General features: G+C 68.7%; 16 protein-coding genes and 1 pseudogene. 4 read left to right on the top strand and 13 right to left on the bottom strand.

Translation table 11 applies throughout. The annotated features are described in order from the left end of the window. Positions 1–7: 7 nt before the first annotated feature. Positions 8–1267, bottom strand: coding sequence for an MFS transporter (locus OHA03_RS25335; RefSeq protein ID WP_267006066.1), 1260 nt, complete (start codon positions 1265–1267; stop codon positions 8–10). 139 nt (positions 1268–1406) lie between these two features. Here OHA03_RS25335 and OHA03_RS25330 point away from each other — a divergent pair, with 139 nt between their 5' ends. Next, positions 1407–2438, top strand: coding sequence for a LacI family DNA-binding transcriptional regulator (locus tag OHA03_RS25330; RefSeq protein WP_267006065.1), 1032 nt, complete (start codon positions 1407–1409; stop codon positions 2436–2438). Between the two features lie 53 nt (positions 2439–2491). Here OHA03_RS25330 and prcA read toward each other — a convergent pair whose 3' ends face one another. The 6 genes and pseudogenes from prcA to arc all read right to left on the bottom strand — a co-directional run bounded on the left by prcA (position 2492) and on the right by arc (position 8320). Further along, positions 2492–3319: a proteasome subunit alpha gene (gene prcA / locus OHA03_RS25325; RefSeq protein ID WP_267006064.1), complete on the bottom strand. Its 828-nt coding sequence runs from the start codon at positions 3317–3319 to the stop codon at positions 2492–2494. A 58-nt stretch (positions 3320–3377) separates the two neighbouring features. Next, the gene (gene prcB, locus OHA03_RS25320; protein ID WP_267006063.1) at positions 3378–4223 is read right to left on the bottom strand and encodes a proteasome subunit beta; all 846 of its coding nucleotides are present in this window, start codon (positions 4221–4223) and stop codon (positions 3378–3380) included. Next, positions 4175–4366, bottom strand: a pseudogene (locus tag OHA03_RS25315) (endonuclease VII domain-containing protein); the annotation flags it as partial. The gene prcB and the pseudogene OHA03_RS25315, both read right to left, overlap by 49 nt. Before the next feature lie 100 nt (positions 4367–4466). After that, the gene (locus OHA03_RS25310; protein ID WP_016325855.1) at positions 4467–4685 is read right to left on the bottom strand and encodes a ubiquitin-like protein Pup; all 219 of its coding nucleotides are present in this window, start codon (positions 4683–4685) and stop codon (positions 4467–4469) included. Between the two features lie 120 nt (positions 4686–4805). Beyond that, positions 4806–6317 (bottom strand): depupylase/deamidase Dop, encoded by a 1512-nt coding sequence (dop, locus tag OHA03_RS25305; RefSeq protein WP_354006156.1) that lies wholly within the window; start codon positions 6315–6317, stop codon positions 4806–4808. Between the two features lie 236 nt (positions 6318–6553). Continuing rightward, complete coding sequence (gene arc, locus OHA03_RS25300; RefSeq protein WP_030918430.1) at positions 6554–8320, bottom strand: proteasome ATPase; 1767 nt, start codon at positions 8318–8320, stop codon at positions 6554–6556. Between the two features lie 241 nt (positions 8321–8561). On the opposite strand from arc, the gene OHA03_RS25295 reads away from it, so the two are divergent. Then, positions 8562–8873, top strand: coding sequence for a ferredoxin (locus tag OHA03_RS25295; protein WP_267006062.1), 312 nt, complete (start codon positions 8562–8564; stop codon positions 8871–8873). Between the two features lie 39 nt (positions 8874–8912). Here the strand turns inward: OHA03_RS25295 and OHA03_RS25290 are convergent, their stop codons facing one another. The 3 genes from OHA03_RS25290 to OHA03_RS25280 form a co-directional block, all read right to left on the bottom strand. Next, complete coding sequence (locus OHA03_RS25290; RefSeq protein ID WP_267008152.1) at positions 8913–9494, bottom strand: hypothetical protein; 582 nt, start codon at positions 9492–9494, stop codon at positions 8913–8915. A 256-nt stretch (positions 9495–9750) separates the two neighbouring features. Next, positions 9751–10656 carry a tRNA (adenine-N1)-methyltransferase gene (locus tag OHA03_RS25285; RefSeq protein WP_030918422.1) on the bottom strand — a complete coding sequence of 302 codons (906 nt, stop codon included), beginning with the start codon at positions 10654–10656 and terminating at the stop codon, positions 9751–9753. Positions 10657–10708: 52 nt separating this feature from the next. After that, a complete protein-coding gene (locus OHA03_RS25280; RefSeq protein ID WP_267008151.1) occupies positions 10709–11956 on the bottom strand; it encodes a site-2 protease family protein in 1248 nt (415 codons plus the stop codon). 171 nt (positions 11957–12127) lie between these two features. Here OHA03_RS25280 and OHA03_RS25275 point away from each other — a divergent pair, with 171 nt between their 5' ends. Then, the gene (locus tag OHA03_RS25275; protein ID WP_267008150.1) at positions 12128–12973 is read left to right on the top strand and encodes a PD-(D/E)XK nuclease family protein; all 846 of its coding nucleotides are present in this window, start codon (positions 12128–12130) and stop codon (positions 12971–12973) included. 9 nt (positions 12974–12982) lie between these two features. Next, the gene (locus OHA03_RS25270; RefSeq protein ID WP_030918413.1) at positions 12983–13654 is read left to right on the top strand and encodes a response regulator transcription factor; all 672 of its coding nucleotides are present in this window, start codon (positions 12983–12985) and stop codon (positions 13652–13654) included. A 45-nt stretch (positions 13655–13699) separates the two neighbouring features. Here OHA03_RS25270 and OHA03_RS25265 read toward each other — a convergent pair whose 3' ends face one another. The 3 genes from OHA03_RS25265 to metH all read right to left on the bottom strand — a co-directional run bounded on the left by OHA03_RS25265 (position 13700) and on the right by metH (position 19998). Next, positions 13700–15301 carry an ABC transporter substrate-binding protein gene (locus tag OHA03_RS25265; protein ID WP_267006061.1) on the bottom strand — a complete coding sequence of 534 codons (1602 nt, stop codon included), beginning with the start codon at positions 15299–15301 and terminating at the stop codon, positions 13700–13702. Positions 15302–15664: 363 nt separating this feature from the next. Continuing rightward, a complete protein-coding gene (locus OHA03_RS25260) occupies positions 15665–16366 on the bottom strand; it encodes an HAD family phosphatase (RefSeq protein ID WP_267006060.1) in 702 nt (233 codons plus the stop codon). A 119-nt stretch (positions 16367–16485) separates the two neighbouring features. Beyond that, a complete protein-coding gene (gene metH, locus OHA03_RS25255; RefSeq protein WP_267006059.1) occupies positions 16486–19998 on the bottom strand; it encodes a methionine synthase in 3513 nt (1170 codons plus the stop codon). Positions 19999–20041: the final 43 nt, after the last annotated feature.

Here is a 20041-nt window from a genome sequence, read left to right as displayed (position 1 = left end):
CTGAACATTACGCCTGATGGCCCGAGCTGAAACCGGGTTCGACAGCACCGTTTCGATCATTTTCCGATACCCGTACAGCAACCGGCGTACGCCCGGGAACTGCGAGGACCCTTCCCGTGGCCAGCAGAACCAACAGCGCAACCACCCCACCGGCCCCCGCGACGGCGAAGCCCTGCGCCGTCCCGCCCAGCTCTACGGCCGGGCCTGCCAAGGCCGTTCCCGCCGCCGCGCCGACCCCGAACGTCGTCACGAGCCAGGAGAACGCCTCCGTCACCGTGCCCCGCGGAGCATGCCGGTCCACCACGATGAACGAGCACGCGATCGCGGGCGCCAGGAACACCCCGGCGAGCGCGGCCAGTACAGTCATCGCCACCACCCCGGGTGTGAGCATCAGCGGCAGATAGCCGAGTGCCAGCAGCGCGACGATGACCCGCAGCCTGCGCTCCGGCGCCCCGGCCCACTGCCACGCCCCGTACGCCACGCCGCCGAAGAGTGCGCCCAGTCCGAGCGCGGCCATCAGCCAGCCGTACACGGACTCCCGGCCGTGGTCGTCGGCGTACGCGACCCCCGCCACCGTGATCGACCCCAGGGCGAGCCCGACGAAGAAGAAGGAACCGAGCAGCGCCAGCAGGCCCGGTGACCGCAGAGCGCCCAGCCAGTGCGCCTCGCGGGGCGCCGAACGCCAGGTGCGGGAGGGCTCCGAGATCACCACGGAGAGCGCCCCGAGCACCCCGATCACGTTGATGACGAGCAGCGCGGCAGCAGGCGACCAGAGCGAGACGAGCACCGTCACCAGCAGCGGCCCCACCGTGAACATGACCTCCTGGGCCACCGCGTCCATGGCGTACGCGCGGTGCACCCGGTCCTCGCGCCCCAGGACCGTCGGCCACAGGGCCCGCAGACCGCCCTCCAGCGGCGGTGTGCAGACGCCGGCCACGATCACGGCCGCATAGGCCAGCGGCAGCGATCCGAGGCCTGCCAGGGCGAGCAGGGCCATGCCCAGCGCGGACAGCACGGACGCGGGGAGCTGGACGCGCGGCTGACCGTACATGTCCACGGCCCGGCCCAGCAGCGGCTGCCCGACCGCCGTGGAGAGGCCGTACACCGCCGCGAGCGCCCCCGCGAGGGTGTAGCTGCCGCCCTCGGCGCGGGTGAACAGGACGATCGCGATGTGCGCGGTGCCGCTGGGCAGCCGGCCCACCAGTGTGCCGACCAGCAGCCGGGTGGCATGCCGCGCCCGGAGGATGTCCAGATATCCCGCGGCCATGTCTCGCCCTCTTCTCTCTCGGACGCTCTTCCGACGCCCGACGTTTTACGTATAACGTCGAGGTTCATACGTACCATGTGCCCAGTCCACAGGTCCACCTCGCCGCACGCATCAGCACCGCACCCGTCCGGAGGTCCCAGTGACCAGCGCATCACAGCCCGCCCCGGCCCGGCCCACCAGCCGCGACGTCGCGCGGGCCGCAGGCGTCTCGCAGGCCACCGTCTCCCTCGTGCTGGGCGACAAATGGCGGGGCAGGGTCTCCGAGGCCACCGCCGAACGCGTTCGCAGCGCCACCCAGGACCTCGGCTACCGGCCGAATCTCGCCGCCCGCAGCCTCCGCCTCGGCCGCACCAGGACCGCGCTGCTGGTCGTCCCCGCCCTCACGAACGAGTTCTTCGCCCGCGTCTACACCGGCGCCGCCGCGGTCGCAGCCGAGCACGGCTTCGGGGTCGTCCTGTACCCCTCCCCCGACGGCACGGGGCCGGCCCGGGACCCCTTCGCCTCCGCCCGCGCCGCACTCGACGGAGTCATCGCCTCCTCGATGGCCGCCGACGCACTCGGCGCCCTGCACGGCGCCGACCTGCCGCTGGTCATGCTGGACAGCGATCCCGCGGACACGGGCGTGGCGGCCCGCGTCAACCTCGACATCGCCGACGGCATGCGGCAGGTGACGGACCATCTGCTCGCCCTCGGTCACCGCCGCTTCATCCACCTCGCGTCGGCCATCGACTCCTGGACCTTCGCCGTCCGGGCCCGGGCCGTCCACGACGCCGTACAGGGGGTGCCGGGCGCAGTCGTACGGACCGTGCCGGCAGCGCTCGACGTGCGGGCCGGCCGGGAGGCCGCGGAGCAAGCGCTGGCCGCCCCCGGCCCCCGGCCGACCGCGATCATCTGCGACGACGACATCCTCGCCGCGGGCGCCTGCAAGGCGGCCCGCCGGCTCGGGCTCCGGGTCCCCGACGACGTCTCCGTCACCGGCTTCGACGATCTGGCCCTGGCGACCGCCGTCGAACCCGAACTCACCACCGTGCGGCTCCCCGCGGAACAGGTCGGCGAGCGCGGCATGACCGCCCTGCTGGCCGTCCTGGACGGCCGCCCGGCCGAACCCGGGAGCCTGCCCGTGCACCTGGTCGTGCGCGGCTCCTCCGCGCCCCCGCCGCCCCGGTCATGACTGTGCCCCGGCCCACCGGGAACGGCGGACCGGGGCACAGGCACAGCGCTGGACTACTTCTCGGATGACTCCACGTCGCCACCGGAGTCGCTGGACTTGGTGACATCCGTCGTGGTCGCGGAAGACTCGGACTCCTCACCGTCCTCGATGTCGGAGGGGGCATCCGTCGGTGCGGAGCCACCGTCCGCCTCCAGCAGCCGCGCCAGCTGCCGCCCGACGATCCGCTTGAACTTCCGCTGCTGAGGCCTTGTACGGTCCAGGACCGCCACCTCGAGACGCTCGGCGGGGATCTCCCGCTCACTCCCGTTCGGATCACGGGACAGCGCCTGCACGGCCAGTTTGAGCGCCTCCGCCAGCGTCATCCCGTCACGGTGGCGCTGGTCCAAAAACGTACTGATCTGCTCCGCGTTGCCGCCGACCGCGACGGAGCCGTGCTCGTCCACGATCGAGCCGTCGTGCGGCAGCCGGTAGATCTGGTCGCCCTCGGGCCTGGCGCCCACTTCGGCGACCACCAGCTCCACCTCGTACGGCTTCTCGGCCGCACTGGAGAAAATGGTGCCCAGCGTCTGCGCATAGACGTTGGCCAGTCCGCGGGCCGTCACATCATCACGGTCGTACGTGTATCCGCGCAGATCTGCGTACCGGACACCGCCGATGCGCAGATTCTCGTACTCGTTGTACTTACCGGCGGCGGCGAAACCGATCCGGTCATAGATCTCGCTGAACTTGTGCAGCGCACGGGACGGGTTCTCGCCGACGAACACAATGCCGTCGGCGTACTGCAGCACAACCAGGCTGCGACCACGGGCGATGCCCTTCCGGGCGTATTCCGCCCGGTCGGCCATGGCCTGCTGAGGTGAGACATAGAACGGCGTCGACACCGGCTATCCGTCCCTTTCTGTCAGTGACGAGTCCATCGAAGAGGCCCCGGAACCGGGGTCAGAGCAGCGCGGCGCGCGGGCCGTCGGGCTGTTCCAGCCGGCGCTCCAGGATCGCCCGGGCGATCTCGGCGGATTCCGCCTCGGTGAGCCTCCTGAAGCCCTCGTCGGTGATGACGGTGACGATCGGATAGATCCGCCGGGCCACGTCCGGACCGCCGGTCGCCGAGTCGTCGTCCGCGGCGTCGTACAGCGCCTGTACGACCAGGGTGAGCGTCTGCTGCTCCGTCAGGTCCTCGCGGTAGAGCTTCTTCATCGACCCGCGGGCGAAGATCGACCCGGAGCCGGTGGCCGCGTAGCCGAGCTCCTCGGACCGCCCGCCGGTGACGTCGTACGAGAAGATCCGGCCCTTCTCGCGGTCGATGTCGAAGCCGGCGAAGAGCGGGACCACGGCGAGGCCCTGCATGGCCATGGCCAGATTGCTGCGGATCATCGTGGAGAGCCGGTTCGCCTTGCCCTCCAGGGAGAGCTGGGCGCCCTCGACCTTCTCGAAGTGCTCCAGCTCCAGCTGGAAGAGCTTGACCATCTCCACCGCGAGACCGGCCGTGCCGGCGATGCCCACCGCCGAGTACTCGTCGGCCGGGAAGACCTTCTCGATGTCGCGCTGCGCGATCATGTTGCCCATGGTCGCCCGCCGGTCACCGGCGAGCACCACGCCACCCGGGAACGTCGCGGCGACGATGGTCGTCCCGTGCGGCGCCTCGATGGCCCCCTGCATGGGCGGCAGGTGCCGGTTGCCCGGGAGCATCTCGGGCGACTGGTCGGACAGGAAGTCCATGAACGAAGAGGATCCCGGCGTCAGGAAGGCAGCTGGTAGACGCCCGGTGCTACGAGTGTTGGCTTCCACGCGTTTCCCTCCAGGTAAGCGATGGCCCTGCGGAAGGTGTCAGGATCATCTCCCAACGTGCCGATGGCCGAATTGCAGTTGAAGCACAGTACGCCACGGACCCTACCCGTCCCGTGGCGGTGATCCACATGGACTGCGGGGGAAGCTTGCGGACTCCGAAGTGCCGGTTGCGGCCGCGCGGTACGGGCTCCTTTCGCCCGTACCGCGCGCACCACTCCACTCCCCCTTGTTCACATGAGTGGACTACTGTCCACCCTTCTGAACGAACGAACGGACGAAGTCCTCGGCGTTCTCCTCCAAGACGTCGTCGATTTCGTCCAGAACCGAGTCGACATCGTCGCTCAGCTTCTCCTGCCGCTCCTTGAGGTCCTCCGAAGCCTGCGCGTCCTGCGCCTGCTCCTCGACCTCCTCGGTGGAGCGTGTCGCCTTCTGCTGTCCGCCGCCGGTGTCCTTGGTCGCCATGTAGCTCACCCCGCTCGGTTCGAAGCACTTGATCAGACCCTACCTACGGGGTCCGACATTGGCCCGGTACTTGTCTCAACGCACGGGGGCCATCTCGATGATTCCCTGATCGCGGCCATTTCAGCCGCCGGACAGCACCCGGACCAGCTCTTCCGCCGTGCGGCAGCGGTCCAGGAGCTCCTTGACGTGATTACGGGTCCCGCGGAGGGGCTCCAGGGTGGGCACCCGCTGCAGCGAGTCATGACCCGGCAGATCGAAGATGACCGAGTCCCAGGAGGCAGCGGCGACGTCGTCCGCGTACTGTTCCAGGCAGCGGCCACGGAAGTACGCCCTGGTGTCCTCCGGGGGCTTCGTACGGGCCTGCTCGACCTCGCTCTCGTCCAGCAGGCGCTTCATCTTGCCGCGGGCCACCAGGCGGTTGTAGAGGCCCTTCTCGGCCCTCACGTCGGCGTACTGGAGGTCCACCAGGTGCAGCCGGGGCGCGTCCCAGTCCAGGCTGTCGCGCCGGCGGTAGCCCTCCATGAGCTCCCGCTTGGCGATCCAGTCGAGCTCCCCGGAGAGGCTCATCGGATCGTTCTCCAGCCGGTTGAGGGTGTCCTCCCAGCGGATCAGGACGTCCTTGGTCTGCTCGTCGGCGTCCACCCCGTACCGCTCCTCGACGTACTTGCGGCCGAGCTCGAAGTACTCCATCTGCAGCTGCACCGCGGTGAGCGTCCGACCGCTACGGAGCGTGATCAGATGTTGCAGCGAGGGGTCGTGGGAGACGTGGTGCAGGGTGCGCACCGGCTGGTCGACGGCGAGGTCGACATTGATGAAACCGTCCTCGATCATGGACAGGACGAGCGCCGTGGTGCCGAGCTTGAGATACGTCGAGATCTCCGACAGGTTCGCGTCGCCGATGATCACATGGAGGCGGCGGTACTTCTCGGCGTCGGAGTGGGGCTCGTCGCGGGTGTTGATGATGGGGCGCTTGAGCGTGGTCTCCAGGCCGACCTCGACCTCGAAGTAGTCCGCCCGCTGGCTGATCTGGAAGCCGTGCTCGTGGCCGTCCTGGCCGATGCCGACGCGACCGGCGCCGGTGACGACCTGGCGGGAGACGAAGAACGGGGTCAGGTGGCGCACGATGTCGGAGAACGGGGTCTCCCGCTTCATCAGGTAGTTCTCGTGCGTGCCGTACGAGGCGCCCTTGTTGTCGGTGTTGTTCTTGTAGAGGTGGATCGGCTGGGCGCCGGGCAGCTGGGCCGCGCGTTCGGCGGCTTCCGCCATGATGCGTTCGCCGGCCTTGTCCCAGAGGACGGCATCCCGCGGGTTGGTGATCTCCGGCGAGCTGTACTCGGGGTGCGCATGGTCGACGTAGAGCCGTGCCCCGTTGGTGAGGATGACGTTGGCGAGGCCGATGTCCTCGTCGGTCAGCTGACTGGAGTCGGCGGTCTCGCGGGCGAGGTCGAAGCCTCGCGCGTCTCGCAGCGGGTTCTCCTCCTCGAAGTCCCAGCGGGCGCGTCGCGCCCGGTGCATCGCCGCCGCGTAGGCGTTGACGATCTGGGACGAGGTGAGCATGGCATTGGCGTTGGGGTGGCCGGGCACGGAGATGCCGTACTCCGTCTCGATGCCCATTACTCGCCGTACGGTCATGCGGCCCTCCTTGCCCGGCGGCGTTCCCTTCCGGGATCGGCGCTCAAGTACCGCTGCTTGTCCGGTGCGTGTGCGGTGCCCGTCCCCGCACTGCGCGACTGGGCGGTACGGAAGAGCCTAGAGCGCCTCTGCGCTGGTGGGGAGATCAATTACGTCATTGCTCCGGTGTCGTGGGAGCTGTCCGGAAAGCAACCGGCTGCGGATGCCCGGCCGGGCATCCGCAGCCGGTCTGCGTTCTACAGGTACTGCCCGGTGTTTGCCACTGTGTCGATGGAGCGACCCGTGTCTGCGCCCTGTTTTCCGGTGACGAGCGTACGGATGAAGACGATCCGCTCGCCCTTCTTGCCGGAGATCCTGGCCCAGTCGTCGGGGTTGGTGGTGTTGGGAAGGTCCTCGTTCTCCTTGAACTCGTCCACGCATGCCTGGAGGAGATGGGAGACGCGAAGGCCCTTCTGGCCCTGGTCGAGGAAGGCCTTGATGGCCATCTTCTTGGCCCGGTCGACGATGTTCTGGATCATCGCGCCGGAGTTGAAGTCCTTGAAGTACAGGACTTCCTTGTCGCCGTTGGCGTACGTGACCTCGAGGAAGCGGTTCTCCTCGGACTCGGTGTACATCCGCTCGACGACGGACTGGATCATGGCGTGCGCCGCGGCTTCCTTGGAGCCGGTGTGCTCGGCGAGGTCGTCCGCGTGCAGGGGCAGGGAAGGCGTGAGGTACTTCGCGAAGATGTCCTTCGCCGCCTCCGCGTCCGGACGCTCGATCTTGATCTTCACATCGAGGCGGCCGGGGCGCAGGATGGCCGGGTCGATCATGTCCTCGCGGTTGGAGGCGCCGATCACGATGACGTTCTCCAACCCCTCCACGCCGTCGATCTCGGCGAGCAGCTGCGGGACGATGGTGTTCTCCACGTCCGAGCTGACGCCGGATCCGCGGGTGCGGAAGAGCGATTCCATCTCGTCGAAGAAGACGATGACGGGGGTGCCCTCGCTCGCCTTCTCACGGGCCCGCTGGAAGACCAGGCGGATGTGCCGCTCGGTCTCACCGACGTACTTGTTGAGAAGCTCAGGACCCTTGATGTTGAGGAAGTAGCTCTTGCCGGCAGGCTGTCCGGTCACCTCGGCGACCTTCTTGGCCAGGGAGTTGGCGACGGCCTTGGCAATGAGAGTCTTGCCGCAGCCGGGCGGCCCGTAGAGCAGGATGCCCTTCGGCGGCCGCAGTTCGTGCTCCTTGAAGAGGTCGGGGTGGAGGTAGGGGAGCTCGACCGCGTCCCGGATCAGCTCGATCTGGTCGCCCAGGCCGCCGATCTTGTCGTAGTCGATGTCCGGAACCTCTTCGAGGACGAGCTCCTCGACCTCGCTCTTCGGCACCACTTCGTAGACGTACCCGGACCTGGGTTCGAGCAGCAGCGCGTCGCCGGGCCGGATGTTGATGTCGAGAAGCGGTTCGGCGAGCCGTACCACCCGCTCCTCGTCGGTGTGCCCGAGAACCAGGGCCCGCTCGCCGTCCTCGAGGATCTCCTTGAGGGTGACGATGTCCCCTGCACGCTCGAATTCCATGGCCTCGACCACGTTGAGCGCTTCGTTGAGCATGACTTCCTGGCCACGCCGGAGGTCGTCGAGCTCGACGCTGGGGCTGACGTTCACCCGGAGCTTGCGGCCCCCGGTGAAGATGTCGCAGGTACCGTCCTCGTTGCCCTGCAGGAAGACTCCGAAGCCGGCCGGTGGCTGTGCGAGCCGGTCGACCTCCTCCTTGAGGGCGACGATCTGGTCGCGGGCCTCGCGCAGGGTGTTGGCGAGCCGCTCGTTCTGTGCTGAGACGCCTGCGAGGTTGGTCTGCAACTCGACGATCCGCTCTTCGAGAATCCTCGTATGGCGCGGAGAGTCGGCGAGCTTACGTCGCAGGACGGCGATTTCCTGCTCGAGATAGGCGACCTGGCCGGCTGGGTCTTCAGACCCCCGCCCGGGCCGGATGCCGCGGTTGATGTCGTCGTCGTGGGCTGCCACGGTCCTCACCTCCTCCAAGGGGAGCTGGACGCTTCCTGACCCTACCTGGGTGGGTGGTGATTGAAACCCCTAGATCACAAAGACTCCGGGACGTGTCCGATCTTCACCCTTGCGCTCTCCCTCACGCCAGGGGAATACCCACCCTTCAACATCGGAAAGCGGCCGGTTGTATCGTCGAACCGTTCAACACCCGTCAGGGCTGGCCATTTTTGGTTCGGATACGCAGGAAACGGCAGGAGAAATGACCGTGCAGCAGGACGCCCCGACCGGCAGCGACACGCAGGATCTGGAGGTCTGGATCGACCAGGACCTCTGCACCGGGGACGGCATCTGCGTGCAGTACGCACCCGAGGTGTTCGAGCTGGACATCGATGGCCTGGCGTATGTGAAGAGCAGCGAGGACGAGCTGCTGCAGGACAAGGGGGCGACGACGCCCGTTCCGCTGCCGCTGCTTCAGGACGTGGTCGATTCGGCCAAGGAGTGCCCCGGCGACTGCATTCATGTACGGCGCGTTTCGGACAGGGTCGAGATCTACGGCCCCGAGGCTGCCTGAACCGGTCGGCCCGACCGGCCCGCTACCTGCAGTGACCGGTCAGGCGCTGCCCGTCCCGCGGTGCGCGGCACGGACGAAGGCGCCGTTCCGCCACTGCCAGGTCACCTTTTCCTGCTGGTCGGGGCAGCAACGCGGGACATCGACCGAGGAGTAGCCGAGAAGCGTGGCGGAGATGACGCCGTCACGCACGGTGAGGTCGTCGACGCTCATCTTCTGCGCGGGGTCCACCAGGGTCGCAACGATCCTGGGTGCGGCCCCGCTTCCCTGTGTGAGGACGTAGACGCCGCTCGGCGGTGTACCGGATCCGGCCGCGCAGTGGACCACCGCTACGGTCTCCGGGCGGCCGTCGCCGTCGAGGTCACCGGGGACCTGATCGGCAACGGTGCTGTCCGCCGTCCCGCACCGCAGCGGGAAGGTCGCACGGGCCGGATCGGGGGCCGCGACGGGTGCGGTGCCGTGCTGCGCCGTCGTGCGGTGGGAGGTCGAGGCCGAGGCGGTCGCGTCGTCGGGCTGGAGCATGCCTGCCCCGGCGATGACGGCGGCCATGGCGGTCGCGGTGGCGAGCCAGTGCATCGGCGTCGTGTCGGTGTGCGCGAGGTCCGGGAGCTCGGAGGTCTGCACGCGGGATGTCTCCTGTGGTTCCTGTGGTTCGGCGATGCCCGTGGACGACGGACAGGTGGGGCGTACGCCGTAGGTGGGGGTGGCCAGCATCGTGCCATACCTCACAGGGCAGCGGAACGGTGGGGTCGGTACGGATCCCGATTCCCGGCGGGTGGTCCCGTGCCGGCAGCCTCCGCGCGGGCAACGAAAAGGCGCCGCCGCCGAGTTCCCGGGTCGGTCCGGGAACTCGGCGGCGGCGCCGGTGCGTTGTGCGGGGTCAGCCGCGGGAGGAGCCGCTCTGGCTGCCGGGGCCGTCGTAGTCCTCACCGTAGGCGCCCTTGGCGGGCCGACGGCGGCGCAGCGGGGCCTCCACGCCGTCGGCGAGGCGCCGGGCGGTGACGAGGAAGCCGGTGTGGCCGATCATGCGGTGGTCCGGGCGGACGGCCAGGCCCTCGACGTGCCAGTTGCGGATCATCGATTCCCAGGGCTGCGGCTCGGCGAAGCAGCCCATCTCACGGATGGACTCGACGGTCCGGGCGAGCTGGGTCGTGGTGGCGACGTACGCGCAGAGGATTCCGCCCGGCACGAGCGCCTTGGCGACGGCGTCCAGGCACTCCCAGGGGGCGAGCATGTCGAGGATGACCCGGTCGACGTCCGTGTCCGACAGGTTGTCCTGGAGGTCGCCGACGGTGAGCTGCCACGCGGGGTGCGGCTCACCGAAGTAGCGCTCGACGTTCTGCTGGGCGATCTCGGCGAAGTCCTCGCGGCGCTCGTACGAGTGCAGCATGCCCTGGTCGCCGATGGCGCGGAGCAGGAAGGTGGAGAGCGAGCCGGAGCCGACCCCGGCCTCCACGACGCGGGCGCCGGGGAAGATGTCGGCGAACGCCAGGATCTGCCCCGCGTCCTTGGGGTAGACCACGGCGGCGCCGCGGGGCATGGACAGGACGTAGTCGGGGAGCAGGGGGCGCAGCGCGAGATAGGCGACGTTTCCCGTGGTTCGGACCACACTGCCCTCGGGCGCACCGATCAGCTCGTCGTGCGGGAAAGAACCCTTGTGGGTGTGGAAGTTCTTTCCGGCTTCGAGCGTGAAGGTGTAGTGGCGTCCCTTGGGGTCGGTGAGCTGGACCTGGTCCCCGACCTTGAAGGGCCCACGTCGGCGGGCGGCACCGGTCGGTTCAGACATGTGACCAGCGTACCGGTGTTTCCCGGGGCTCCGACCGCCCGCCCGGAGCGGCTCAGGCTGCGGGGCGGGCCATGGCGGCGACGAACGCGCGTTCGACGTCGGCGGTGGACAGGACGCCGTAGATCTCGCCGGTCTCCTCCAGGACGAGGTACTCGGTGGCCGGGCTGGCCCTGAGCGTGTCCAGGAGCGTCTCCCCGGACAGCTCGACGGAGATCTTCATGCCGTCGGTGAGGTCCTGGGCGAGGGCGCTCACCGCAACCCAGGGGCGGCGGTGTTCGGGGACCGAGCCGATGGCGGCCTCGCGGACGACGGCCTTGGGGTCGCCGTGCCCGTCGACGACGACGAGCGCACGGGCGCCCGCCTCGTTGGCCCGGCGCAGCGCCTCGGAGAGCGGGGTGGCGGCCTCGACGGGGACGGCGCGTCGGGTCAGGGTGCGGGCGCGCAGCTCGGGGAGGTGTTCGCGCAGGCGGGCCATCCGCAGGCTGTTGCCCGCCCCGGTCCAGATGATGGCGCAGAGGATCGCGGCGAGCAGGGCGTCGGTGACGGTGTCCATGCCGCTGATGTCGTCGGTGTTGTTCCCGAACCCCCCGGTCTGGGTGAGGAGCGGGAGTCCGATGAGGACGCTGACGGCGAGGGCGCGGCCGACCCAGGCCGCGGCGACGGTGCCGCTCATGGGGCGTCCGGTGATCTTCCAGACGACGGCCCGGAGCATGCGGCCGCCGTCGAGCGGCAGCCCCGGCAGCAGGTTGAAGGCGGCGACGATGAGGTTGGAGATCATCAGCCCGGCGAGCAGGACACCGGGGACGGTGCCGGGTTCGACGAACTTCATGCCGAGGTAGAAGACGCCGGCGAGGACCAGCGAGAGGAGCGGGCCGACGAAGGCGAGGAGGAATTCGCGGCCGGGGGTCTCGGACTCCTTCTCGATCTCGGAGACACCGCCGAAGAACTGCAGCTGGATGCGGCGCACGGGGAGCTTGTAGCGGAGTGCGACCACGGTGTGGGCGAGCTCGTGCACGAGTACGGAGGCGTAGAAGGCGATCGCGAAGAAGAGGGAGACGAGATAGCGGGCCGTGCCCAGCTCGGGCAGCACCCGGTCGAGCTGGCCGCCGAAGACCCAGGTGATGAGCGCCGCGACGAGGAACCAGCTGGGTGCGACGTATACCGGCACACCGAAGGGGCGGCCCATCAGCAGGCCGCCGCCCGGCTCTCGGGGGCGTTGCGGTTTGCCCTTCTCGGGCGCGGCGGGGTCGGTTCCCCCTGCGCCGGGCTGCGGCCGGCCGCTGTCGCCGCTCTCGTCCACGGGGTCCCTTCGGTCGGTGCCGTTCGGCACGATCATGCGGTGTGCGAGGGTCTGGGGTCGATGGTATGCCGCTGAGTGTCAGTGGCGGGTCGTAGGGTCTTCGTCATGACTTCCGTGCCCCGGCCGCCGCAGCCGCCCTCGTCCCTGTCGCCGTCGCGGGCGAGCGACTTCATGCAGTGTCCTCTGCTGTACCGGTTCCGGGTCATCGACAGGCTGCCGGAGAAGCCCAGCGAAGCGGCTACCCGGGGCACGCTGGTCCATGCGGTACTGGAGCGGCTGTTCGACAATCCGGCGGTGGAGCGTACGGCCGGTCGGGCCACGGCGTTGATCCCCGGCCAATGGGACCGGCTGCTGGAGTCGAAGCCGGAGCTGTCGGAGCTGTTCGCCGACGATGCGGAGGGCGAGCGGCTCTCGCGCTGGCTGACGGAGGCGGAGCGGCTGGTGGAGCGGTGGTTCTCGCTGGAGGATCCGACGCGACTGGAGCCGGCCGAGCGGGAGCTGTTCGTCGAGACGGAGCTGGAGTCGGGGCTGCGGCTGCGCGGGGTGATCGACCGGATCGATGTGGCGCCGACGGGCGAGGTCCGGATCGTGGACTACAAGACGGGCAAGGCGCCGCGGCCGGAGTACGCGGAGGGCGCCCTGTTCCAGATGAAGTTCTACGCCCTGGTGATCTGGCGGCTGAAGGGTGTGGTGCCGCGGCGGCTCCAGCTGGTCTATCTGGGCAGCGGCGACGTCATGACGTACGACCCGGTCGTAGCCGATCTGGAGCGGGTGGAGCGCAAGCTGCTGGCCCTGTGGGAGGCGATCCGGCTGGCCACGGAGACGGGCGAGTGGCGACCGCGGCCGACGAAGCTCTGCGGCTGGTGCGACCACCAGGCGGTCTGTCCAGAATTCGGCGGGACTCCCCCGGTATACCCGCTGTCGGTACGACCGGCGGAATCAGGGCAGGGTGTCCAGGGCACAATGGGCCCGGTCCGGGCCGAGACCGGACGGCCGGCGGCCGTCGAAGGACCTTGAGGAGATCTGGTGGCAATCCGCGTCCTACTGGTCGATGACCAGCCGCTGCTGCGCACCGGCTTCCGGATGATTCTGGAGGCCGAGGGAGATCTTGCGGTGGTGGGTGAGGCCGGTGACGGCCTCCAGGCCCTCGATCAGGTGCGGGCGCTGCAGCCCGATGTGGTGCTGATGGACATCCGCATGCCGCGGATGGACGGCGTCGAGGCGACGCGTCAGATCACCGGGCCGGGACGGGACGGTCCGGCGAAGGTGCTGGTGCTGACCACGTTCGATCTCGACGAATACGTGGTGGAGGCGTTGCGCGCCGGTGCCAGCGGCTTTCTGCTGAAGGATGCTCCGGCCAATGAGCTGGTGCAGGCGATCCGGGTGGTCGCGGCGGGCGAGGCGATGCTCGCCCCGAGCATCACGCGCAGGCTGCTGGACAAGTACGCGGACCATCTGCCGTCGGGCGAGGACGCCGTGCCGGACACGCTGCACACGCTGACGGAGCGTGAGGTGGAGGTGTTGAAGCTGGTGGCGCGCGGCCTGTCGAATGCGGAGATCGCCGCCGACCTGTTCGTCAGCGAGACGACGGTCAAGACGCATGTGGGCCATGTGCTGACGAAGCTGGGGCTGCGCGACCGGGTGCAGGCCGCGGTGTACGCGTACGAGAGCGGGCTGGTGCGTCCCGGCGCCCAGTGACCCGGCCGGTGCGGCCGGGACGGGGCGCCGGGGTGGCCACGTGGTTCAGACGGCGCTGCGGCCGAGCTCCCAGAGCTGCAGGTCGGCCGAGGAATTGACCGACCACTCGACGCCGGTGAGGCCGTCGCGAGAGGCGACGTACTGCTTGCCCTGCCAGATCGGAAGTACGGGAACGTCGGTGGCGACGATGTCCTGGAGCTTCCGGAAGGTCTTGCCGGCCGAGGCCCGGTCTTCCTCCCGGCGGGACTGCGGGATCAGCGTGTTCTGGGCCAGTGCGGACTTGTACGGCGAGTTGAGGAAGTTGTTCTTGTCGAGGAACGGCGCCGTGTAGTTGTCCGGGTCCGGGAAGTCGGGGAACCAGCCCATGCCGTAGACGGCGTAGTCGCCACGCTTCTGGGCGGGGCGGTACTTCGCCCAGGGGGTGCCCTTGACGTCGACGTCGAACAGCCCGGTGGCGTTGAGCTGTTTCTTCAGCGCCTTGAACTCGGTGGCGGTGGCGGGCCCGTAGTGGTCGGTCGTGTAGTGCAGGGTGAATTTCACCGGTGTCTGGATGCCGGCGGCCTGCAGGATGGCGGCGGCCTTGGTGGTGCTGGGCTCGCCGTACTTGTTGTAGAACGAGTTGGTGTGTCCGGTGATGCTGGACGGGATGAGCGAGTAGAGCGGCTCGGCGGTGGCGCCGTAGACCTGACCGGCGATCTGGCCTCGGTCGACGACCTGGGCGATGGCCTGCCGGACGGCCCTGTTCTTCACCGCGGGGTCGGTGGTGTCGAAGGCGAGGTAGCTGATGGAGAGGCCGGGCATCTCGGTGAGCTTGATGCCGCCCTTCGGCTGCTCCAGCATCTGCTGAGCCTGCCCGGGAGACATGGTGCGGGTCATCATGTCGATCTTCCGGGTGTCGAGTGCCTTGCCCATCGCCTTGGCGTCGGGGAAGAGGTCCAGCTCGACCTTGTCGTTGAGGACCTTCAGATCGCCCTTGTAGCGCGGGTTCTTGGTGAAGACGACCTTGACGACCTGATCGTTCCTGACCTCCGGCTTCATCGTGTACGGACCGGAGCCGTCGACCTGGAAGCCGCTGCGCGGGGACCTCGCCGGGTACTTGCTCTTCTGCACGATGCCGGCGGCCGGGGTGGCGAGCTTGTAGGGGAAGGTCGCGTCCGGCGTGTTCAGGTGGAAGATGACTTCGTTGTCACCGCGCGTCTCGATCGTGTCGATGTTGGCGAGCAGACCGACGGGGCCGCTGTCGGACTTGATGTCGATGACGCGGTTGATGGAGTACTTGACGTCCTCGGCGGTGACGGGCGTGCCGTCGGCGAACGTGAGACCGCTGCGCAGCTTGCAGCGGTAGCTCTCGTCCTCCCGGTCCGTGAAGGTGCAGCTCTTGGCGGCCTCGGGGACGGGCTCGCCGCCGCCGCGCGGCACGTGGGTCAGAGTCTGCACGGTCTGCCGCAGGACGTTCCAGACGCCTGCTTCGTAGCCTATGGCGGGGTCGAGCGGCGCGGGGTTGTCCTCGGTGGCGACGAACTGGTCCGTGGTGCCGACAACGATGGCGGCCTTGCCATCGCTCCCGCTGTCCGTCCCGCCGCAGGCGGCGAGTACGGGCGCGAGCAGGCCGACGACGGCCGGCAGCACCAGAGTCTTGCGGTTCATCTTGGACGTTCTCCCTCATCCGGCCATTGAGAAAACGACATTAGTAGGCGCCGCCGGTAATGCCGGACGGGTGCTCTGCGATGCGTAATCGAATGACGAGGGGAATGGTCTTCGAGCCGATTTCCTGAACGAGGAACGTTCCGCACAGGACTCCACGAATCGGGACAGATCGGCGGATCAAAACGGACAGCTGGGTCGATCTTGAAGCGCCTCGAATGCCTGGGGCGTGATAAAACTCACGCCCGAGCCATTTCTCACCTTTGGCATGGCCCCGACTTGCCCACACGCACGTACGACGAAATGCGCACATCGTAGCGGCGAGAGTTTTGCTGTTTATTCACAGAAATACTCTCGGTATACGCATCAATGCACTCCAGTGACCAGTCCCCGGAGAAATGCGAGATCGACTTCTTCGAGGGAGCCCACGACGACCCGGCCGGCGGCGGGCGCGATCGGCGCCACGGACGGCACGGCGACGACCCGGCAGCCGGCGGCCTCCGCCGCGGCGACACCGGTCGCGGTGTCCTCGATGACCGCGCAGCGCTCCGGGGCCACCCCGAAGCCCGAGGCGGCGGTGAGATAGGGCTCCGGGTGCGGCTTCGTCCGGGAGACCTCGTCGCCTGCGACGGTGAGCGAGAAATGGTGGTGCCCGACCGAGTCCAGCACCCGGTCGATGATGCGCCGGTGCGAGGCGGAGACGAGGGCGGTCGGCACCTCGTGGGCCGCCAGCTCGGCGAGCAGCCGGGCGGCGCCCGGCATCAGCGGTACACCGCGGCCGATACGCGCCTCGAAGCGGTCGTTGAGCAGCACGGTCAGCTCGGGAAGCGTGATGTCCGCGCCGGTGACATCGATCAGGTAGCCGGCGCTGCGGGTCATCGGGCCGCCGACGACCACGTTCTTCCACGCCTCGTCCAGCCGGTGACCGAGATCGGCGAAGACGTCGACTTCGGCGTCCCACCAGAAGCCCTCGGTGTCGACCAGGGTGCCGTCCATGTCGAGAAAGACGGCCTGAAGGGCGGCGCCATCGGCCATACGGGTCAAGGACGCGGAGACCGTACTGGTCATGCGGCACACCTTCCACGAGGGACGAGAAGGCCGGTCACCGTTTCCGGAGGAAAAGGCGACCGGCCTGCACTGGACCGACCAGTGTACGACTCGACCCGCTGCCGCGCGTCGATCATTTTCTACCGCGCGTTGAAGTACTTCGCCTCCGGGTGATGGATGACGATCGCGTCGGTGGACTGCTCCGGGTGCAGCTGGAACTCCTCGGAGAGGTGCACCCCGATCCGCTCGGGCTGGAGCAGGTCGGCGATCTTCGCCCGGTCCTCGAGATCGGGGCAGGCACCGTAGCCGAGGGAGAAGCGCGCACCGCGGTACTTCAGCGCGAACATGTCCTCGACGTCGGCCGGGTCCTCGCCGCCGAAACCGAGCTCGGAGCGGACCCGGGCGTGCCAGTACTCGGCGAGGGCCTCGGCCAGCTGGACGGAGAGGCCGTGCAGCTCCAGGTAGTCGCGGTAGGAGTTGGCTTCGAAGAGCTTGGCGGTCTCCCCGCCGATCTTCGAGCCGACCGTGACGACCTGGAGGCCGATCACATCCGTCTCGCCGGACTCCTCGGGACGGAAGAAGTCCGCGAGGCAGAGGCGGCGGCCGCGGCGCTGGCGCGGGAAGGTGAAGCGGGTGCGCTCCGAGCCGTCCTCGTGGAGCAGGATCAGGTCGTCGCCCTTGGAGACGCAGGGGAAGTAGCCGTAGACGACGGCGGCTTCCAGCAGGTTCTCGGTGTGCAGCTTGTCGAGCCAGCCGCGCAGGTGCGGGCGGCCCTCGGTCTCCACGAGCTCCTCGTACGTCGGCCCGTCACCGGCGCGGGCCTGCTTCAGGCCCCACTGCCCCTTGAAGAGCGCACCCTCGTCGAGCCAGGAGGCGTACTCCTTGAGCTGGATGCCCTTGACGACGCGGGTGCCCCAGAACGGGGGCTCGGGGACCGGGTTGTCCGTGGCGACGTCGGAGCGGACGCCCTCCTCCGGCTCGTCGACCTCCAGCACGGCGGTCTCCCGCTTGGGCACCCGGCGCTGCTTGAGCTCCGGGAGAGTGGCGCCGGGGACACCCCGCTTGACCGCGATCAGGGCATCCATCAGGCGCAGGCCCTCGAACGCGTCGCGGGCGTAGCGGACCTCGCCCTCGTAGATCTCATGGAGGTCCTGCTCGACATAGGCCCTGGTGAGGGCCGCGCCGCCGAGGATCACCGGATATTCGGCGGCCAGCTTGCGCTGGTTCAGCTCCTCCAGGTTCTCCTTCATGATCACGGTGGACTTCACCAGGAGGCCGGACATGCCGATGACATCGGCGCGGTGCTCCTGCGCGGCCTCCAGGATCGCGGAGACCGGCTGCTTGATGCCGATGTTGACGACGTTGAAGCCGTTGTTGGACAGGATGATGTCGACGAGGTTCTTGCCGATGTCGTGGACGTCGCCGCGGACGGTGGCCAGGACGATCGTGCCCTTGCCCTCCGCGTCGGACTTCTCCATGTGCGGTTCCAGGTAGGCCACGGCGGACTTCATGACCTCGGCGGACTGGAGCACGAACGGCAGCTGCATCTGGCCGGAGCCGAACAGTTCGCCGACGACCTTCATGCCTTCGAGCAGTGTGTCGTTGACGATGTCGAGAGCCGGACGGGTCTGCAGTGCCTCGTCGAGGTCGGTCTCCAGGCCGTTCTTCTCGCCGTCGATGATGCGGCGCTGCAGGCGCTCGTCGAGCGGCAGCGCGAGGAGCTCCTCGGCCTTGCCGGCCTTCATCGACTTCATGTTGATGCCCTCGAAGAGCTCCATGAGCCGCTGCAACGGGTCGTAGCCTTCGGCGCGGCGGTCGTAGATGAGGTCGAGTGCGACCTTCACCTGCTCCTCCTCCAGGCGCGCGATCGGCAGGATCTTCGACGCGTGCACGATGGCGGAGTCGAGACCGGCCTTGACGCACTCGTCGAGGAAGACGGAGTTCAGGACGACTCGAGCGGCCGGGTTGAGACCGAAGGAGATGTTCGACAGGCCGAGCGTGGTCTGGACCTCGGGATGACGCCGCTTGAGCTCGCGGATGGCGCCGATGGTGGCGATGCCGTCCTTGCGGGACTCCTCCTGACCGGTGCAGATGGTGAAGGTCAGCGTGTCGATGAGGATGTCCGACTCGTGGACGCCCCAGTTGCCGGTCAGATCCTCGATCAGCCGCTCGGCGACGGCGACCTTGTGCTCGACGGTACGGGCCTGGCCCTCCTCGTCGATGGTCAGGGCGATCAGTGCGGCGCCGTGTTCGACAGCCAGCGCGGTGACCTTGGCGAAGCGCGACTCCGGCCCGTCGCCGTCCTCGTAGTTGACGGAGTTGAGAACGGCCCGGCCGCCGAGCTTCTCCAGTCCGGCCCGCAGGACCGGCAGCTCGGTGGAGTCGAGCACGATCGGGAGCGTGGAGGCGGTGGCGAAGCGTCCGGCCAGTTCCTCCATGTCAGCGACACCGTCGCGGCCGACGTAGTCGACGCAGAGGTCGAGCATGTGCGCGCCCTCCCGGATCTGGTCGCGTGCCATCTCCACGCAGTCGTCCCAGCGCGCCTCCAGCATGGCCTCGCGGAACTTCTTGGATCCGTTGGCGTTCGTACGCTCGCCGATGGCGAGGTACGAGGTGTCCTGACGGAACGGGACGGTCTGGTACAGCGAGGCGGCGCCGGGCTCGGGCCGCGGGTCGCGGGGGACGAGGTCCGCGCCGCGCACGCGCTCGACGACCTGCCGCAGGTGCTCCGGAGTCGTACCGCAGCAGCCGCCGACCAGCGAGAGGCCGTACTCGTGGACGAACGTCTCCTGTGCGTCGGCCAGTCCTTCGGGGCCGAGCGGGAAGTGCGCGCCGTCCTTGGTGAGCACCGGCAGTCCGGCGTTGGGCATGCAGAGCAACGGGATACGCGAGTGGCGCGTGAGGTAGCGCAGATGCTCGCTCATCTCCGCCGGGCCGGTCGAGCAGTTCAGGCCGATCATGTCGACGCCGAGCGGTTCGAGTGCGGTCAGCGCGGCACCGATCTCCGAGCCGAGCAGCATGGTGCCGGTCGTCTCGAACGCCAGCGAGCACAGCAGCGGAAGGTCGCTGCCCAGCGCCTCGAGCGCCCGCCGCGCACCCAGTACCGCGGCCTTGGTCTGCAGGAGGTCCTGCGTCGTCTCGATGATGAGCGCGTCCGCGCCGCCGGCGATCAGGCCCTCGGCGTTCTGCTGGAAACCGTCGCGGAGCACGGTGTACGGCGCGTGGCCCAGCGTCGGCAGCTTGGTGCCGGGGCCGATCGAGCCGAGCACCCAGCGCTGCTGTCCGGTGGAGGCAGTGAACTCGTCGGCCACTTCGCGGGCGATGCGCGCGCCGGACTCCGAGAGTTCGTGGATCCGCTCGGGAATGTCGTACTCGCCCAGGGCCGAGGCATTGGCGCCGAAGGTGTTCGTCTCGACACAGTCCACGCCGACCGCGAAGTACTCCTCGTGCACGGAGCGCACGATGTCGGGGCGGGTGACGTTGAGGATCTCGTTGCAGCCTTCGAGGTTCTGGAAGTCCTCAAGGGTGGGATCCTGCGCCTGGAGCATGGTGCCCATGGCACCGTCGGCTACGACCACTCGGGTGGCCAGCGCCTCGCGGAGGGCTTCGGCTCGGTTCCGGCTGTCGGCGGAAAGGGTCGGCAACGAGGCCATGGATGTGCTCCCTGGGATGCGACGGCTGTCGGCTTTACGGCTT

The organism is Streptomyces sp. NBC_00154 (genome assembly GCF_026342835.1).
GTDB lineage: Bacteria > Actinomycetota > Actinomycetes > Streptomycetales > Streptomycetaceae > Streptomyces.
This window is presented reverse-complemented; position numbering and strand designations above follow the sequence as displayed.

What these genes read in the sequence shown, in the direction of transcription:
- OHA03_RS25260 (WP_267006060.1), bottom strand. Translation starts at nt 16,366, where the DNA reads ATGACCAGTACGGTCTCCGCGTCCTTGACCCGTATGGCCGATGGCGCC.
- OHA03_RS25275 (WP_267008150.1), top strand. Translation starts at nt 12,128, where the DNA reads ATGCAGTGTCCTCTGCTGTACCGGTTCCGGGTCATCGACAGGCTGCCG.
- OHA03_RS25310 (WP_016325855.1), bottom strand. Translation starts at nt 4,685, where the DNA reads ATGGCGACCAAGGACACCGGCGGCGGACAGCAGAAGGCGACACGCTCC.
- dop (WP_354006156.1), bottom strand. Translation starts at nt 6,317, where the DNA reads ATGACCGTACGGCGAGTAATGGGCATCGAGACGGAGTACGGCATCTCC.
- metH (WP_267006059.1), bottom strand. Translation starts at nt 19,998, where the DNA reads ATGGCCTCGTTGCCGACCCTTTCCGCCGACAGCCGGAACCGAGCCGAA.
- OHA03_RS25285 (WP_030918422.1), bottom strand. Translation starts at nt 10,656, where the DNA reads ATGTCTGAACCGACCGGTGCCGCCCGCCGACGTGGGCCCTTCAAGGTC.
- OHA03_RS25265 (WP_267006061.1), bottom strand. Translation starts at nt 15,301, where the DNA reads ATGAACCGCAAGACTCTGGTGCTGCCGGCCGTCGTCGGCCTGCTCGCG.
- OHA03_RS25295 (WP_267006062.1), top strand. Translation starts at nt 8,562, where the DNA reads ATGACCGTGCAGCAGGACGCCCCGACCGGCAGCGACACGCAGGATCTG.
- OHA03_RS25335 (WP_267006066.1), bottom strand. Translation starts at nt 1,267, where the DNA reads ATGGCCGCGGGATATCTGGACATCCTCCGGGCGCGGCATGCCACCCGG.